The sequence below is a fragment of the Halorubrum amylolyticum genome (genome assembly GCF_004114995.1).
GTDB classification, from domain to species: domain Archaea; phylum Halobacteriota; class Halobacteria; order Halobacteriales; family Haloferacaceae; genus Halorubrum; species Halorubrum amylolyticum.
Window position 1 is genome coordinate 64,096 of sequence record NZ_SDJP01000005.1, and the last position, 15,857, is coordinate 79,952.

The 15,857-nt window shown below is 53.7% G+C and carries 12 protein-coding genes and 6 pseudogenes; 5 read left to right on the forward strand and 13 right to left on the reverse strand.

All coding sequences use genetic code 11. The features are described from left to right. Positions 1-131 precede the first annotated feature (131 nt). A pseudogene (locus ESO89_RS19480) lies at positions 132-220 on the forward strand (DUF7567 family protein); the annotation flags it as partial. A gap of 74 nt (positions 221-294) precedes the next feature. Here ESO89_RS19480 and ESO89_RS06550 read toward each other — a convergent pair. Then, positions 295-414 (reverse strand): annotated as a pseudogene (locus tag ESO89_RS06550) (transcriptional regulator TrmB); the annotation flags it as partial. 136 nt (positions 415-550) lie between these two features. Between ESO89_RS06550 and ESO89_RS06555 the strand changes: the two are divergent. Then, on the forward strand, positions 551-874 hold the full coding sequence (locus tag ESO89_RS06555; RefSeq protein WP_128904777.1) for a hypothetical protein: 324 nt from the start codon (positions 551-553) through the stop codon (positions 872-874). A gap of 373 nt (positions 875-1,247) precedes the next feature. Here ESO89_RS06555 and ESO89_RS06560 read toward each other — a convergent pair whose 3' ends face one another. The 3 genes and pseudogenes from ESO89_RS06560 to ESO89_RS06570 form a co-directional block, all read right to left on the reverse strand. Next, positions 1,248-2,654: a Cdc6/Cdc18 family protein gene (locus tag ESO89_RS06560; protein ID WP_128904826.1), complete on the reverse strand. Its 1,407-nt coding sequence runs from the start codon at positions 2,652-2,654 to the stop codon at positions 1,248-1,250. 1,002 nt (positions 2,655-3,656) lie between these two features. Continuing rightward, a pseudogene (locus ESO89_RS06565) lies at positions 3,657-3,958 on the reverse strand (type B DNA-directed DNA polymerase); the annotation flags it as partial. 45 nt (positions 3,959-4,003) lie between these two features. After that, positions 4,004-4,258 (reverse strand): hypothetical protein, encoded by a 255-nt coding sequence (locus ESO89_RS06570; RefSeq protein WP_241686147.1) that lies wholly within the window; start codon positions 4,256-4,258, stop codon positions 4,004-4,006. Here ESO89_RS06570 and ESO89_RS06575 point away from each other — a divergent pair. Beyond that, positions 4,196-4,522, forward strand: a pseudogene (locus ESO89_RS06575) (zinc ribbon domain-containing protein); the annotation flags it as partial. The gene ESO89_RS06570 and the pseudogene ESO89_RS06575 sit on opposite strands and share 63 nt — an antisense overlap. A 75-nt stretch (positions 4,523-4,597) precedes the next feature. Here ESO89_RS06575 and ESO89_RS06580 read toward each other — a convergent pair. Next, positions 4,598-4,891 carry a hypothetical protein gene (locus ESO89_RS06580; RefSeq protein WP_128904778.1) on the reverse strand — a complete coding sequence of 98 codons (294 nt, stop codon included), beginning with the start codon at positions 4,889-4,891 and terminating at the stop codon, positions 4,598-4,600. A 174-nt stretch (positions 4,892-5,065) separates the two neighbouring features. Here ESO89_RS06580 and ESO89_RS06585 point away from each other — a divergent pair, with 174 nt between their 5' ends. Continuing rightward, positions 5,066-6,043, forward strand: a complete 978-nt coding sequence (locus ESO89_RS06585) for an IS1595 family transposase (protein WP_128904779.1) — start codon at positions 5,066-5,068, stop codon at positions 6,041-6,043. 13 nt (positions 6,044-6,056) lie between these two features. Beyond that, a pseudogene (locus ESO89_RS19370) lies at positions 6,057-6,172 on the forward strand (SOS response-associated peptidase); the annotation flags it as partial. A 157-nt stretch (positions 6,173-6,329) separates the two neighbouring features. Here ESO89_RS19370 and ESO89_RS06595 read toward each other — a convergent pair. The 8 genes and pseudogenes from ESO89_RS06595 to ESO89_RS18460 all read right to left on the reverse strand — a co-directional run. Beyond that, positions 6,330-7,730 carry a hypothetical protein gene (locus ESO89_RS06595; RefSeq protein WP_128904780.1) on the reverse strand — a complete coding sequence of 467 codons (1,401 nt, stop codon included), beginning with the start codon at positions 7,728-7,730 and terminating at the stop codon, positions 6,330-6,332. Positions 7,731-7,751: 21 nt separating this feature from the next. Next, positions 7,752-7,874 carry a hypothetical protein gene (locus ESO89_RS19180; protein ID WP_008528531.1) on the reverse strand — a complete coding sequence of 41 codons (123 nt, stop codon included), beginning with the start codon at positions 7,872-7,874 and terminating at the stop codon, positions 7,752-7,754. 153 nt (positions 7,875-8,027) lie between these two features. Continuing rightward, the gene (locus tag ESO89_RS06600; protein ID WP_128904781.1) at positions 8,028-9,275 is read right to left on the reverse strand and encodes an SAVED domain-containing protein; all 1,248 of its coding nucleotides are present in this window, start codon (positions 9,273-9,275) and stop codon (positions 8,028-8,030) included. Continuing rightward, positions 9,272-11,608, reverse strand: a complete 2,337-nt coding sequence (locus ESO89_RS06605) for a ThiF family adenylyltransferase (protein ID WP_241686140.1) — start codon at positions 11,606-11,608, stop codon at positions 9,272-9,274. The genes ESO89_RS06600 and ESO89_RS06605 overlap by 4 nt, the downstream gene beginning before the upstream one ends. Positions 11,609-11,616: 8 nt before the next feature. Then, positions 11,617-12,741 carry an SMODS domain-containing nucleotidyltransferase gene (locus tag ESO89_RS06610; protein WP_128904782.1) on the reverse strand — a complete coding sequence of 375 codons (1,125 nt, stop codon included), beginning with the start codon at positions 12,739-12,741 and terminating at the stop codon, positions 11,617-11,619. A gap of 24 nt (positions 12,742-12,765) precedes the next feature. Beyond that, positions 12,766-13,187 (reverse strand): annotated as a pseudogene (locus ESO89_RS18925) (AAA family ATPase); the annotation flags it as partial. 88 nt (positions 13,188-13,275) lie between these two features. Next, positions 13,276-14,022: a hypothetical protein gene (locus ESO89_RS18760; protein WP_206731734.1), complete on the reverse strand. Its 747-nt coding sequence runs from the start codon at positions 14,020-14,022 to the stop codon at positions 13,276-13,278. Next, positions 14,019-15,857, reverse strand: a 1,839-nt coding sequence (locus ESO89_RS18460; RefSeq protein WP_206731735.1) for an Eco57I restriction-modification methylase domain-containing protein, incomplete at its 5' end; no start/stop codon positions are given. The genes ESO89_RS18760 and ESO89_RS18460, both read right to left, overlap by 4 nt.

Genomic DNA, 15,857 nt, shown 5'->3' on the forward strand with positions numbered 1-15,857 from the left:
TTTGTTTGAACCAAGGATAAGAATGTTAGTTACTATGGCAACAATTCAGAATTCGCTATCCAGAATCAATGAGATCCTCTTCCGGGTAAACGCAGAACGGTTCCGAGCGGAGAGAGTTTCTCTGGTGCGCCATCTGCGGGCAGGAGGTCTTCACCAACATCCCCTTCGATGGGTGTTCTACAAGAACTACAACACCCAGACCGAGCACCAAGAATTCCGATAGATACCCGGCTACAAGGAGGCCGTGCTCCCCTGCTTCGATACCGTCACAATCTAGAATCTTATCTTCAAGTCGACGTCGCTGACGGCACGAGAGAGGTAGCTCTCGCTGTGGTTGAGCTTCGTCGCGAGTTCGGAGATCGTATCGCCGCGGTCGACCGTGGCGAGGACCTCGAGTTCGATACGCCGGAGCACGGTGTAACATAGTACGAAACAATATGAAGAAGTTTCGAGTAGTGTTACAGCCAGCAGGCGCAGGAAGCCGTCCCTATCTTCTTAACCAACAAAACTATGGAGTCGCGGATTGTGTTGGTTAACGCGAAAGTAACCGATGTCCTACGAACCCCCGACCCCACCGGCGAACCTCCCGACGGAGATCGTCACCACGCTCAACGAGTCGGACCCGGAGCAGCTCCGAGACGTTGCGACGTATGCTGAAGCGCTCGCCGAGCACAAGGAACGAGAGACCCGTCTCGGGGGGTCGGCAGATCAAGACGAAGTCGAAGAGCGACCAGATGATCACCCGGATGACGTCCCTGCCAAAGCGACGATCACGATTAAGAAAATCAACGACAATCGCTACTACTACTGGCAGTGGCGGGAGGGCGATAAAGTGACCTCCAAGTACAAAGGCCCGGTCAACTCGAACGAATAAGACTCGAGGAGGGGAGACACCCCCACGTTTCCGTCGTCACTTGAGGTCGGTGGAAGAGGGAGGTCAGTATCGATGGGACCACACCCCCGCATCTCCGTCGTTTCTCCACCGTCTCCGCATCATCGATGGTACCGACGACAAAGAAATCGTGGAACACACCCCCCGTTTTCGGGTTGTAAATGGGAGAGGGAAAGGAGATAGCACAGTACATCGACCGACACGTCAAATCTCTTGGCTCACCCACCCCCCGTTTTCGAGTAGTAACGAGACATCCCGACGAATGATACTCCCATTTTCGAGCTGTAACGCATCACACGGGATACGAACACCCACCGTTTTCGAGAAAAAAAGTGCGAGGAGAATACGGGCGATGTTAGTTTTTACTCCGGAACTGCTTCAGCCGTTCGCGGACAACCGCGCTGATAGTCGCCTCTTCGTGAGCTAGATCTTCGAACCGGGAATCCTCACGGATCGTCTCCATGATCGTTTCCGGATCCTCGGAGAGGGAGAAATACATATGCACTCCTCTGCCTCGCCCCTTGCCCCGACGCTCGAAGTCCAGTACACCGTACGTACTCTGCTCTGTAACGTGATTTACGAACGTCTCGCGGCTGTACTGGTCCGTATCCATCGTATCAGCAATGAATTGATACGTCTTGAACGCAGGTCCAGCAGGGATCCACTCAGGATGTTCTCTTGCGTAGTGGGCAGTGGCCGCCACAGCGTAGATGGAGAGTTTCTTTTGAGTCGAAATGCCGCTGATATGGCGTAGCTTACGATTTTCGGTGTATTTTTCTTGAGCATCACGGACATCAGTCTCGATAACCGTGTCACCCCCACGCCGCTCGGCTAATTCACCAGCCCATCTGAGGAGATCAATCGCTTTCCGCGCATCCCCGTGCGTTTGGGAGCCGAACGCAGCAACAAGTGGAACAACGTCATCTGAAAGTGAGTCTGGCTTGAAGGCGTCCCGCCGGTTGCGGAGAATACTACGGAGTTGGTTCGCATCGTAATCGTCGAAGAAGATATCGTCCGGGTTGTAAGAACTCTGTGCGCGGCTGTTGAGGTCCTTCATAAAGTCGGCGTAGTTCGTGATCGTCGTGAGCGAGATAGGACCATCAAAGTCGGCGAGTTTGCGAGCCCGTGAAAGCTGGTAGATGAGAGAATTGTACTCTGCTTCCTGATACGGTCCCTCGAGCATATCGATCTCATCGAGGATGAAGATGACACCATCGTAATACTCTCGCATGAGTTCGTACAGTCGCTCCAGCTTCTGATCCGTTGAGACGCCGGTTTGGGGAACTCCAGGATCAACGCCGAGGTCGTCGGCAGCAGCTTTGACTAACCGATAGACAGCCCGATCTGCGGTCTTCGGCCCCTCACAGTTGATTGAAATGACCCCGAAGGTCTTGTCTTGGGATTCACACAGTTCGACGATCTGTTTGCAGACCGCATGAATGATGAGCGACTTCCCAGTTCCAGAAGGACCACTCAGAAGCATATCCGGGATCCCTTCATTCTGGAGGACCGGTTTTAGATTGTCGACGACACGGCCCAGCTGGTCGTCACGACCGACGATACGGTCCTCGTCGATGATGGTGTCTGACCGGACGAGGTCTTTGTTCGCGAAAACGCCACCGGACGACTCGGTTTGGAGCCGATCACGAATTGAGATGCCGCCACCGTCGCCGTTAGTTGCTTCTTGAGACGAATCGGCGGGATCTGATCCATTTTCGAAGGTCGTTTGTGACGTGCCAGGAGACGCTACCTCCTCATTCATCGACTCAGGATTTTCAGGATCAGCAGAAGAAGATTCACGATCCTCCTCACCTTCCGGCTTATTCGATCCTGCTCTACGTCTCTCTCGTCCCATTATGAACCCCCTCGAACCCTGGGTATAAAAATATGGACCCTTGTGGAGTTGTAACCGGGCGAAAACAGGCCATCCAACGACTACAGCCCCGTATCAACTATGTGTGTCAGATACCGTTTTCGGAATCTATTACCCCCCGTTGTCGAGTTGTAACGATTCGACAAAGCTTGCTATCGTCGAACATCCTCGATGACCCAGACCCCCCGTTTTCGAGTTGTAAGACGTTGAGGGTCGGTAACGCACCTTGTTCGATGTTTCCACCCACCCCATTTTCGTGCTGTAAGGAGAAGTAAGTCAAGATGAGCCTCAAAGCAAAATCCACATACGAATGATCCTCTGGGTGATACGGTCTTTCTCACACTCCCCGTTTTCGAGTAGTAAGCATCAGACTGGTGGCAAAAGACCCACGCTCGTAGGACCAGTTCACGAATGAGAGTAATACCAAGTAACGAATATAATTTCTGGTGGATTTGGTGATCTCGAATGTCCACCCCCTCCCCCCTTTTTCGAGTTGTAAGTCGCTGGGAACAGGCCACTTCAGACGCCGTGTAGCGAATGATGAATTAATAGATGCCGGTGTAGATGCGGTGAGATGTGATAATACACGGAATTAGAACCACAGTCGAAATGAAGAAGACGTCTACATCTAGAGATCTCAATTGTCTAGCTGAGCTAGACAGTTTATTTCTTTGTCCCCAGTGCGGTTATGATAAGATAATATACTATATAAAATTTCCCATTTTTATCTACAAGTTACAGGACTAGACACTCAACCTCTCTATCGCGTATATCTGCCACAATCGGCTGCTTTGCAGTTCCTCTTGCTATTCTCCCCCTCCCCGGCATCATAAGTTTACAACTCGAAAAAGGGGGGAGGGGGTTCGTCAGGTCCAGTCGGTGATATCGACTCTCTCGGCAAATGTTGGGTCGATCCCACCCGAGCGGTGAAAGCACGCTCTCGACAGCTTGGACTAGCTCCATCTCGTAGTACGAGGCGTGGTAGGTCTCGATCGCTTCGTGGGCGAAGGCGACCCGGTCTCGCGAGGTTTTCTGGTCGTCGATGACCACGTACTCGATGTCCTAGCCCGGATGAACTGCCGTTCCTGCTCGCGAGCTTGTATCAAGCCCGCCACATTCTGAGTGTTCTGTGAGTAGCCTTCTAGGGGCTTGGAGACACGATTCCGCTTGACGAACCGCTCCACTGCTACGTTGATTAACCAACAGCCACGGAAAAATCCGCTCTGTTGGTTAATATTTCACAGCTGGTCTCGCTGCTCGGATAAGAATGAAACGAGGTCGTCAATCGCGTCTTCTGGGAGTTCTTCTTGTTGGAAGACACCCTTGAACGAGTCCTCGAACCCATCCTGTTTGAGTTGCTGCAAGACCATCTCGATCTGTCTATCGAGCTTCTCTGGATCACCACGATGAACATGCCGCTCGATGCGATCGAATACGTCTCGTACAAGGCTCCTGAGAAAGATGTCTCGGTAGAGCAAGTCGAGCCGAACCACACGTCGCAACGCTGTTCTCGGACGGATTGTGGGTTCACACATCCGGACAATCGTCACGGAGAACAGTTCTGTTGTGTGAAGTGCGGGTATGAAGTGAACGCGGATTACAACGCCGCGAAGAATATCGGGACGCGGTACGTTCGGAAACAAACACACAGACTCCGTTCTTCGCCCAAGTCGGGGAGCGGAGACGCACAAGTAGACGTGCGTGTGAATGGTGGGACGTTGAACGGCGAGAGTCACCAGCCTATTACTGGCGATTGATTGCCGGGAGTCCACATCAAAGCCCTACCCTCAAGGACCGAGGCGCACAGCGCCGAGGGAGTAGGGTGGGGTAGTTTACCTCTGGTAGCCTGCGTCAACTACGCCAGCAAAGTCCTCGAGAAGTTCCTGTGGTGACCTCTCATCATCGTGAGACGGAAGTGGTGTTTCCCAGCATTCGACCTGAAGTGTGTGCGCATTCGATACCGGCTCCGAGTCGGTTACTACATTGAAGATACCGGTGTGATAGATAGCAAGTAGTCGCTGGTCATGAACTCCAACATAATCGATACCAGCCCTATTCAGGACTGCTGGAATGTCAGTGGGCTCAGATAGCGATACAGAGGCGCTTGGAGACGCCGAGTCGCTCATACCCTGGCTTGGTCCATTGTACGGATAAATACCCGTCTCGGGAAAGGTCCTACTCTCGATGATTAACCAACAGAAAGCTACAGCAGCGGGATTTTGTTGGTTAAGATATGCCGCTCTTATGTAGAAACGCGGAAAGCCCGTATAATTACACTAAGTCGCCGGTAATCGGGAAGTATGTCCTCCACTGAGCCAGCGTTCGGTCGTCTGTTTCAGCAGCTGATCGAGTTAGACGTCATCAAGATCGATACGGAGCCGCTCGATGCGAGCATCGAGCGACGACTCAAGCAGTTCTGGGAGAACACGCTCTGTCCACGCTGCGGGCATTGCAGTATCGTCACGTGGGAGAATACCGACCGTATTTGGTGTCGAGACTGTGATTTCAAGCCGGCCTACACCTACGGCACGCCGTTCCACGAGAAGCATCTCACCTGCGGCGAGATACTTCTCTCGTTCACGCTCTACGCCGATACGTTACTCAGTATCAACCAGATTGCGCCGCTTCTCGATCGAGCCTACAAAACGGTTCACACGGTGATTCGGGAGGTGGAAGCTGCGGTTCAGCGCGGCTTCCCCGAGGTTTGGAAGCACCTCGACCAGATCATCGATGGACCAACGCAAGTCGACGAATCTGGTAGGGTCTGTTCAGGTTACAAAGGACAAGAGCCGCCGCGGAACAGCCGTTCTCGCGGCGGTTCGTCACGGTCTGGCCGGTCACGCTGGCGGGGGCGTTACGGTGATCAGCTGACGCTCGTCGCGGCGTGCCGCGACTCACTGCGCGTGATTCGTGGACACCGTGGAATCGACTACGAAGGCGATCTTGAGCCAGTGATTCAGGAGGCTGAAGACCTCTCCCAGCCGCTGGGAGAGGTCTGGACCGATGGACTCCAAGCGTACCGAGAGATGGAGCGTGACCACCGAACAGTCATCCACAAAGAGAGGTACGTATCGCCCGACGGCGTCCACATCAACCAAGCTGAGTGCCTGTTTTCGATCGTCCAGCCGTGGCTGCGGAAGTTCCGCGGCCTGTCCAAGCAGGGCTTGGAACAGGCCGCTCACACCTTCGGTATCGTTCGATCACTCACTCTTGCCGGAGGATCTGTCGAGACAGCGGTTGAATGTCTCGTTATCGGGTCTTTCCGCAGCTCTACATAAGAGCGGCGAGTACGTAGATGCTGACGAGATTTTGACGCGGATCAATACTCCGGCAACGACGATACTCAGGTCATTGAACCGCTAGACCACGATCAATCAGACCTCAGGGAGTTCAGTTCGAATAGCTGACGGTGTCACGGTTACTGCATCCGTGACGCAGCAGCTTAATCGACAAGCGAGTACTCTCAATCCCGGATGGTACCTTCTGACTTGAGTCGTCTCCGAGATGCTTACGGAGAATCGAGGAGAAAATCTCGCGCTTCAGCGCGGGGAGTCTGTTATCAAGCTAGCACCCATCCTGAGCATCTGATTCCGTTTCAGATGGCCATGTTGGGCCCTCTGGACGGGGGATCTCTTCTACCAAATTCTTCTCGAACTTTGAAGCTCTCCAAGCTACCACGTTCTCCTTCCGCTGGACGTACTTTTCGTCGGTATCCAGCCAACGGGCAATCTCGTCGTACCTGTGACCAGCACAGAGCAACACCATCAACGCGAAATCGAAGCGATCGAGATTGCTCTCGTTTGCATCGCCATCAATCCGGTCGAGGAACGCCTGTGAGGCATCACCGACGAACTCCATCAGTATCTCATACAGCTCTTCGTCATCAAATCCATCAAACGTGAATCCCTCCGTGATGTTGTTCCCAGGGTCACTCTCTTCAGTATCCCAGCGAATCTCTTCGAGGGTTGCTCTTTCACAGTCGTGAAGTCTCGATAGGCGCTCTGGATTCTCCTGTTCCCAGGTCGTGATGGTGTCGGCTACTGCCTCAGATTGAGCGTGTTCGATATAGGGATCACATCCTCGCTTAGCGATGACTGACTCGATGTTCTTTCCCGAAATCGTCAGTAGGACGGACGCACATCGATCAGTCTGTTCGAGGATCTGTGCGACTTCACGACGCGATTCGAGTTCGTCAAGGCCTGCACGCTTCTGCGCGTCGTGGACGAGGTTGTTTCTGCGTTCTTTGACCTCGACAAGCGATCCATGGTCACCTCCGGTCAGTATTTGGATATCACAGAGTTTCTCTAATCGCTTCGCGTGCCCCATACTCCGAACGTGCTCTGTGATGCTGTCGAGACGAGCTTCCTCGCGAAAGAGTTCGTTGAGAACCGTTTCTGTCGTCAACTCTTCGATGAGTGCCGAGGCGAGGAGGAGATACGAAAAGAATGACCGCTCAACGTCGCTATCGATCTCGTCGGTGGACCGGAGTTTTTCAGCGATTTCAGCACGCTGTTCGAGATAATACTCGAGGACGTTGTCTGCGTGCCCGACGAGAGAGTTTTGGCGTTCTACGTAGGCAACTTGGAGGAGTAATTCCTTCTCGAAAGGGGTGCTCTCACTCAGATTCTGGCACTTCTGGAGCGAACTTGTAGGGAGATGGCGGGTCAAATAATCGATGTCGTCGTAGACGAGCGGTGTATTCGTCGGGCAGTTGTCTACGATTGACTGAAAGTCGTCGTTGTCAGCGAGCTCGCTGAGTGCAGCACGTATCTCGTCGACGCTAAGTTCCCGGACATCTTCTGACGGGTCTGATTCTTCACCGACCGGAACGACGCGGTACGACGCATCTCCAACGATGACGACCGGCCCTTCCAGATCGAGAACCTGATATTCCCCGATTGGGCTCAGAGAGACTGTCTCTGCGTCTATTGCGAATGATACGTCGAGATTAGTGTCGTCGCCCACGCGTCAAAACTGCAAAGGGCTCTATTCGACTTGGGCTTCGTACTCGTCCCAAAGCGTGTCGATGTCCGTGCCGGTCTCCTCAGAGATATGGCGCAGCAACTGCGCCCTGTTCTCGAACCGACGGAGCTGGCCCTTTGCGCTCATAGTAGAACCTAATCGCTCCTGTAGTAATAAATCACGGGGGTGCATGCTCTCGGTCAACAAAACACGACCTACCAGTTCTTTAATCATCTCGTAGACGACGCGCTGGTGCGACATGATCGAGTCGATGCTCTTCTGGCAATGGGCACTGATTTGCTATTGCTCTTCTGAGGCGGTGCCTGAGCCGTCTGAAAGTGACTGATTCTGTAATCGACCAGCGGGATAGTATCGACCCTCGTCTTTGCTGTAGAGGTAGGTCTGGATCGGTCTAAGAGTGTTTGAGTTTCGCCCGAAGAGAAAGGCGAGCCCCATCGGGCCAGCTATGAAGAGATGAATAGTCGATGTTTTTGATAGTTCTTTGATTGCGTCTCGTACCTTGGTACGGAAAACATCTGCAGCATGGGCTGCCTGTGCCGGGGACAATTCCACACCAGGCCCATCTTCCGGAGTCAATCTGAGAATACCGTTGAAATCCGGAAGGTCGTTATGCATTTGGTCGATCTCCGGTTGCACATCGGCAGCGATGTTGACGAGCACCGCCAGCTCCGATCCGTGATTCGGTTGTCGCTGGAGATCTCCTTCTAACCCGCTTTCCTCTTCGTCGATATCGAGTGTCCATTCTGTCATCCCGGCAGGGCCGGTGGGTTGCATCCACGTTGCTTGGATACGACGTGTGGTTGGGAGATAGTAACCGGCCGCGAAAGCTGCGGGAAGGTGCGTTCGGCCACGGAAGCGGAGGGCGCGTCCCGGTGCGTTTTGAATGAGACTGTCCGTTACCGTAGTTAACGCCGGGAGTAGACGCTGGTTCCATACTTCTTGGATTGGTGGACCATGTTCGAAAGATCTTGACCAGTCAATAGCAATCGCTGGATCGATGTCGTGAGCCGGCGATTCGTAGGTGTCAAGTGAACATTCGAGAGGCTCACCGTCCGGTAAATACCCATCTATCTTCTCGATCCGCTCTGATAAGACGGTCTGGACGATATCTGTAGCTTTGTCAGATGTGGCCGCTTCTATGGGGAGCATTTTCCAGGCGGAAAAGTCGTGGAGGATCGGTGCCTTATTGAGTATCGATTTGGCCTCTCCAACGCTGATATCGGGACATGGCACCACGACCACGAAAAACTCGTCATCACTGTCCCATCGTTTGTTGAACCCCGGCAACTCGTCGTTGAGAATGATGTCGGAGTCGGCTACGCCCTCACTGACGAGCGCAATACCACTGGCTGTTTCCGGGTTCTCCAACTGGTCGATGATTTCATCTCTGAGTGGTTCCGGCTTCAAATCGAAGATATCCCGCCAAATCGGCACCCCGTGTCGCTCCAGTTCCGTTTGCAGGACGTTGGCGACGTCCGTCTGTTCGTGCTTATAGCTGAGAAATACACGGCCAGTTGGATCAGTCATATATCGTCACCGACGTTGAGAGTTCTAGCCACATCTGGGTTGTCAATCTGTTCTAACTGCTCGTATCCCTTACTATCGTGGAATAGATAGGCGTTGATCGTGAACTGACCTTCTTCGTCCTGACCAACGATGAAGAGTAGCGGATGCGGACAGTCGTAGCCGTCGTCGTTGGCGATTTCATTCATCGCAGTTCGATCGTCCCGGCTGATATCGGGTGAAGCGCCGGGATGGTAGTGCCATTCACCGAGATAGTTGATGCCGATGCTCTCTCTGGCATCTTTGAGCCACTCCTCGACTTTGTCGGTTCCGCGGAGGAATCGAGTTCGTTCTTGAATGGAGTCCCGCGGTGGGTCTCGGGCATTAACCACCAGTGCTGGTCCATCGAGACGGTCGGTTCCAGCCAGAATACCGCCCGTTTCACAGGGATGTTCTTTCCGACAGCGCTCATACACCGCTTCAAGACACGTGGCCGGAATCTGGACGGTGATTGGTGATTCCGGTGCTCGCCATATTGTTCCGTCCTGGAAGGGAGGTGTGGCCTGTGAAATGGTCGGCAGCTCGTCGCCACTACCGGTCTCGAGCACGGTGAAGTGATTCTCGCGCAGGCTCAATGACGTTGCCTGATCGAGAAGTCGTGTCACTGTCCCTGCCCACGTCATCACCCGGTCCGTTCGGATAACTGATGCTGGGTGCCAGCAGCCCACTCGTTCGGGGGTGGCATCCTCGTCTTCGTCCCATTCGATCTGTTCTTGCAACCGCCATGGATCGAACGCTTCGTTGTAATCGCTGTACGGAAAGGTATGTGAGTACGCTGTGAAGCAGAACAACCGGTTCGCTCGCCGGCCCATCGCAGCGGAGCAAAACACGACCGGGTGATTCCATCTAATCACATCCAGAGCGCGACGAACTCCCCGTGACGCGGTACAGTCAATTACTACCTCCGCTTCTCTAATTGGTTCCGGCAACTCACCGCTCGGTGGAAAGGCGCTATCCACATCAAAGACCTGGGCGTACGGTGCAATGGATTCGAGCCGGTCCGCAATTGCTGTCGCCTTGTTTTGTCCCACTTCATCGATTGTTAGTGTGTGGCGAGCCACGTTGCCGATCTCATACGTGTCGTTGTCGACGATGGTAAGCTGCTGACACCCGGCTCGAACGAGGTTCTCGGCAACCATACTGCCGAGCGCTCCCGCTCCAATGAGTACGATGTTGCGATCCAGAAACCACTCTGTCATATGCCCGCGTCTGGTGAGCTGCTCGTGCGACCAGTTGTCCGAGTCCAGCCACCGAATCTGTTCCTCTCCGGCTTCCCGCCGTTCGGCTATCTCTGGCCCCTTTCCAGTATCTCGAAATCCGCCGGAAAGGTCATTCGGGTCTTTGAACTCCTGTATCTCGATTGGTTGCCAATAGATGATCTTGGGGTCGCCGTCGACCGTTGCTGGGATGGGGAACCCGATTAGAAGAATCTTGACCGATTCATCGTCCAACACGGGCTTGATATTTGCCCGTAGTTCGTACGGGTCAGTCTCGGTACCCTCGAAAAATCCGTCTAACTCTTCCCACGTTTCCGGGGCCTCCCACGGGGGTTCAATCGGTACCTCTTCTAACAATGCCCACGCTCCGAAAACAGAGTCATCAGGATCCGAATCGATGTATCCGCCCCATTGTGGCTGATAGACGACTTCATCGTCGCTATCCTTGAACGTACCAGTCGCGTATGTCTCTTCAGTAGTTGGCAACGAGCGGAGATTGACTGTCCCCCACTGTCCATACGCCGTCCTCCAGTCTGAGAACGACTCCTGCGTCTCGTTGAATGCGATGGTCGTGGCCGAAGCCGAGTTCGTATCGAAGGCCGGGATTTCAAACGGTTCGTCTGGTTCCCGGAGTTCCCCTTTCGCAGCATTACTTAACCACCGCAATGCTCGGTCCATATGCCAACAGAGTCGATCACGGCTTGTGCTGGGTTCGCCGGTGGCTCCCGTTTGACTGAGGGTGTGTCCATACCGAGCAACACAGATATCGCCTCTTCGCCACGGAGTATCGTCGCTCCCAGCAACGTTCAGCTTCTGGTGGGGGAATGTGACGGTAATAGTGTTCTCTTCTTGATCCGCAGGGTAGATCCCAATTGAACCGGCGGGGTACGTATCCCGTAGATGGAGATACCAGTCCGTCTCGCGTGGCACGTCTGGATGGGGCTCTAAGTCGTCTGGAGAAAGCCTGATCTTGACGATCCACCGTCCGTTGCTATCGTGTCGATCTGGCTCTTTGAGGACGATGACTCCGTCCCGTTCGGCAATGGCTGCAACGGCTTCTGTAATTTCGTGGGGGGGCATTTGTTACGTCAGCTGTCCGACTCGGCGAACTGGTGGTCAGATGGATCCTCTACCTGTGAGGACGACCCTACTGACATGGCTTTCTCTCCTCCATCGTCAGAATCGTCGTCACTTCCGAAGGGAGGGAATTTCTCACCGAAGAGCTGGTACCAGTAATCTCTCGATGTTTCCTTGTCCTCCTCATCCAGTGCTGTCCGCGCAAGCTCTGCAGCATCCTCTGCCTCATCGAAGAACGCCGCAAAATCTTTCCCGTCGATTTGTTTGAGGACGTCATTCTCGGGGGTTTGCGGGAGACCGTGAGCCGGCAAAACGGGGGTGTCCTCAGCCATTGCTTCGGTCTTGAACTGCAGTGTAAGTTCTTCGAGCGTCCTTGTCACGCCCTCGGCGACGCTGTCGATATCATGAGGACAGCACTGGCCAACGATGTGCTCGAGAGGATAGCTTGTCGGTCCTTCGACATCAGGTGTCTTTGTTCGCCGCCACCATTTGATAGCCTTGACGACGTTCACGTAGTGACCATCCGTGATATCGTTCTTATTTACAGTGAAGGCGATAGTTGCGAGGGGATGGGTATTCTCCCACTCGTTCTCATCTCGATGTGGGATCTTGAGCGGTTCGTCCTTCCACTCGTCGTCGCTATCTACCGAGATATTGAGGGCCTCTGACACCGTCGAAAGGTCGTCCGGAGTCAGGGCTGTTCCCACGTCCAGTGAACCCAGTGATTTGACGGCTTCACGTGTTGCCTCGCTGGGTGCCGCTGTCAAGACGAGATCAATTTCCACCTTCTCTTCCTCGATCTTGTAGGAGTGGGCATTCGGCTCCCACTGCCCCTCATAGTGTTCCTTCAAGAACGGTTCGCATTTCTCCAGCGCTACGTCGGTATCAAGGTTACTGGTAAGATCAGAGACAAAGACGACGTCAACGTCGGATTTCTCGTCTTCCTGCGGTCTGAGTGCCGTCCACCGGCGGTAGCTCCCCTGTAGAAAGTCTGCGACGTAGAGCTCGTCAATGTCGTCGTCAGTCTGCAAGTGATCACGGAGGGTTTCGTGACCCTCCTTGTAGGCATCATTGTGCTCGTCCTGCGGGCGGATGTCTGACAGGAAGGTCTCGAATAGCGTGGGAAGTGTGGGCATAGTTTATCGATGTTCTGGAACATTTTAAGTGGTTGTTACAGCAGGCGGTGACTCAATGATCGCGTATTCTCGATTCCGGCTCGTGCCCTTGGCCACGAGGAGGTTGTACTGGGCCATCTTCGAGAGATAGGACCGGACTGTCCGTTTCGTCCGTGGGTCGTCGACTTCGTCCGTATAGTGGTCGTAAATCTCGCTCGGGCCAACCGGGCCGTGCTCACGAATGATGTCGTAGACGACACGCTGATGAGGCGTGAGTGAGTTAATGCTCTTCTGCTTGATCTGGGCCCGAGCGTCTTCGGCGGCGTCCAGGAGTATGTCGTCGGTGATGCGCTCGTGGTTCTCACGATCCGTCTTGCCGGCGGCCGTTCGGAGGATGCCGATTGCAAGGAGGGCGTCACCGGCAGCCCCGTCGGCGATCGATAGAGCTGGTCGTCGATGACGACGTCGGGCAACTCGATCGCCTTCAGCCGGTCAACCCGCGAATTTGTTTTTGTTACCGCCTCACGGAAGTTCGCGAAGCTAATCTTGTCTTGGTCAGTTCTCCCCGAACACCGATTTGACGTATTCCGGTAGGTTGGTCGCAGCGAAGGCGGGCACAAACTCCTCGGCTAAGAGTTCACGCTCGTCTGACGCCCCCGACGAGAAGTCCCCCTCAATTACATCTCTACGGCTCGCGACCTTTCTGATGACAGGGGATATGTCGATCTTGGGATTGTGACTCATCGCTTCGCCCGTATGGATGTCCTTCATCCACAGTGTCCATCGGAATCCGTCAGTTCCGATTCCCACTAGGTACCGCTGCTTGGTATCGCGAAGGTACTTACAGAACGCGTCCTCCTCAAGATACTCCCGAATATCCTCACTCGCGTGTGTTTTCGCACCAGTCATTTGCTCCCGGTTTACCGCCTTCGCCTCAACGATACACACGATAGCCGGGTCGATGTTTTTCAGTAGATAGTCGGGCTGTTTCGGCTCGACTTTCCGATACGTTATTGGCTGGCGGATGAAGTGCGGCCCAATTCCGTCGTATTCCGCTGAGGAGGAACTCAGGTATCCAAGTCCGTGGAGAACCGGTCCAATGAGATACTGCTCTGTGAAGACTTCTGGTGCCTGTTCAACGCGTGCTCCTGAGAACTTCTTCGGACTACGAAAGAGGTCACTGAGCTGCCCAGCCTCTCCGAGCTCTCGGAACTTCTGTGGGAACACCTCTAACTGTCTCCTGACCTTCCCCGCGATCTCGTCGTCCTCGGTTAGGGAGGCCAGAGACTGGTTTTCGCTCACTCTCCTACAGCCTCCTCGACAATCTCGATCTCCTCGTCGGTGAGTCCGTACAGCTCGTAGACGATTTCGTCGATAAGCCGGTTCGTCTGCTCGATCTTGGCGTCGAGCTCCTCAGCGCGTTCCTTCGTCTGTAGGTAGTTCTCCAAGTCGTTGGCCACGTCGTCGACGTCGGGCAACTCGATCGCCTTCAGCCGATCGACGAGCGAGTTCGTCTTCGTCGCCGTCTCGCGGAAGTTCGCGAACCCGCCCGCCTCGTCGACGGCGACCGGCACGAAGTGCTCGATCAGGTCCGCCTCCCGCTCCGTGAGGTCCGTGATCCGGAACGCCGGCAGGTACTCCGTCTCCGTGTACCCCCACTGGTCCGTCTCGTGTGCGTCCTCGTCCTCGGGCTTGTAGCGAGCGGTAGCCTCGATCAGGGTCGTGTTCGGGGACTCGCGAGCGACGCGAGCGGTGCCGATTCGGAGGTTTGGATGCTGTTCAGCAGTTTCTAGGTGAATGTTGACGGCGTTCTGCGGAGGTTGGCTGAGACCGATGTTGGCGAGAGTCGGTCCGTCAGAGTACGTACCGAGATGATCGCGAAGAGAAAGATTGAGATTGGAAAGATTCTCGCGTAGTTCAGAAGCGTCCTGAGCAAGACTACTAAGCGATTGATTGTTCGTCTCGAACGATTCTACCACTGGAAGTTGTTCCATATACTGTGTTCGGAATTCATAATATAGGCTGTCAGACGTACTCCCTTCGAGCTTTGCGACGATCTGTGAAAGATAGAACAGACACAAGTTACTATTCAGAAATGCGAGAAGTCCGAGATCCGAAGAAGGAATAAAGAAGCACTTGTTGTTTGGATATCGTCGTTCTTCATCAAATACGAAACGGGCCTCGGGCGCAATCTCCGGATATAGGATTTTATCTGATTCGATAAACTCGACGTACGCTTCTTGAGGCTGCTGAAGTTCGTACCACGTATCAATTGCGGCCCGATCCTCCAGTTGGTCTCGGTACTGTTTGAGGTGCTCTTTGACAGCCGGATATTCCTCGATATCAACACCGCTATGAATGTATAGAATCCACTCGTCGCTGGATTGGATGTAATATCGACGGAGCTGCTTTCCCCTGATTAGTGGCTGAACGATTTCTTTAGTCCGAGGATCCTTGTTAACCAGCTCATCTTTTACTGACTCATCAATAATGAATGCTGAGTTGAGGCCAGTTTTTATTCCCCATCCAATTTGCCCGTTATCAATCCATTCTGCCAACGGCTTCCCACGATCCTCGACTTTGTCCATCAAGCTAGATCTGTCAGAATCAACGAGTCTCCAGGTTTCACCCTGGAGACCGTCGTTTGATACTTTGTGTCCGGTGTGTTCCACTTCTTCTGAGAGGGAACTGAATTCAAGATCCTCAATTGCCGCATAATGTCCGGCCTTACTCGAATCCGCGTTTCGCTCGGCAAGAATAATAGCAGAACGGACAGTGGCATCAGGGAAAACAGGAAGTCCTCCGAAATCAACGATCTCTCGTATAACAGTATCGCGTCCAAGTAAATTTCGGACTGATTTACCGTAGTTCGCTCTCAGGAACTTGTTCGATATGATTGATCCGTACTCTCCCCCCGATCTTGTCAGCCCAGTCGATTTTTCTATGAAATAGGTGTACAAGTCAGTCCGAGCGGCATGAACCTCATAAATGCTGGCCAGGTATTCTTTGAGTGATTTAAAATCCTCCATCCGAACGTACGGCGGATTCCCGACAACCGCATCAAACCCGGCCTCAGACATCTTTTCACCCTCCGAATCGAAGAAGACTTCAGGGAATTCCAGTTCCCAATGGAAGAA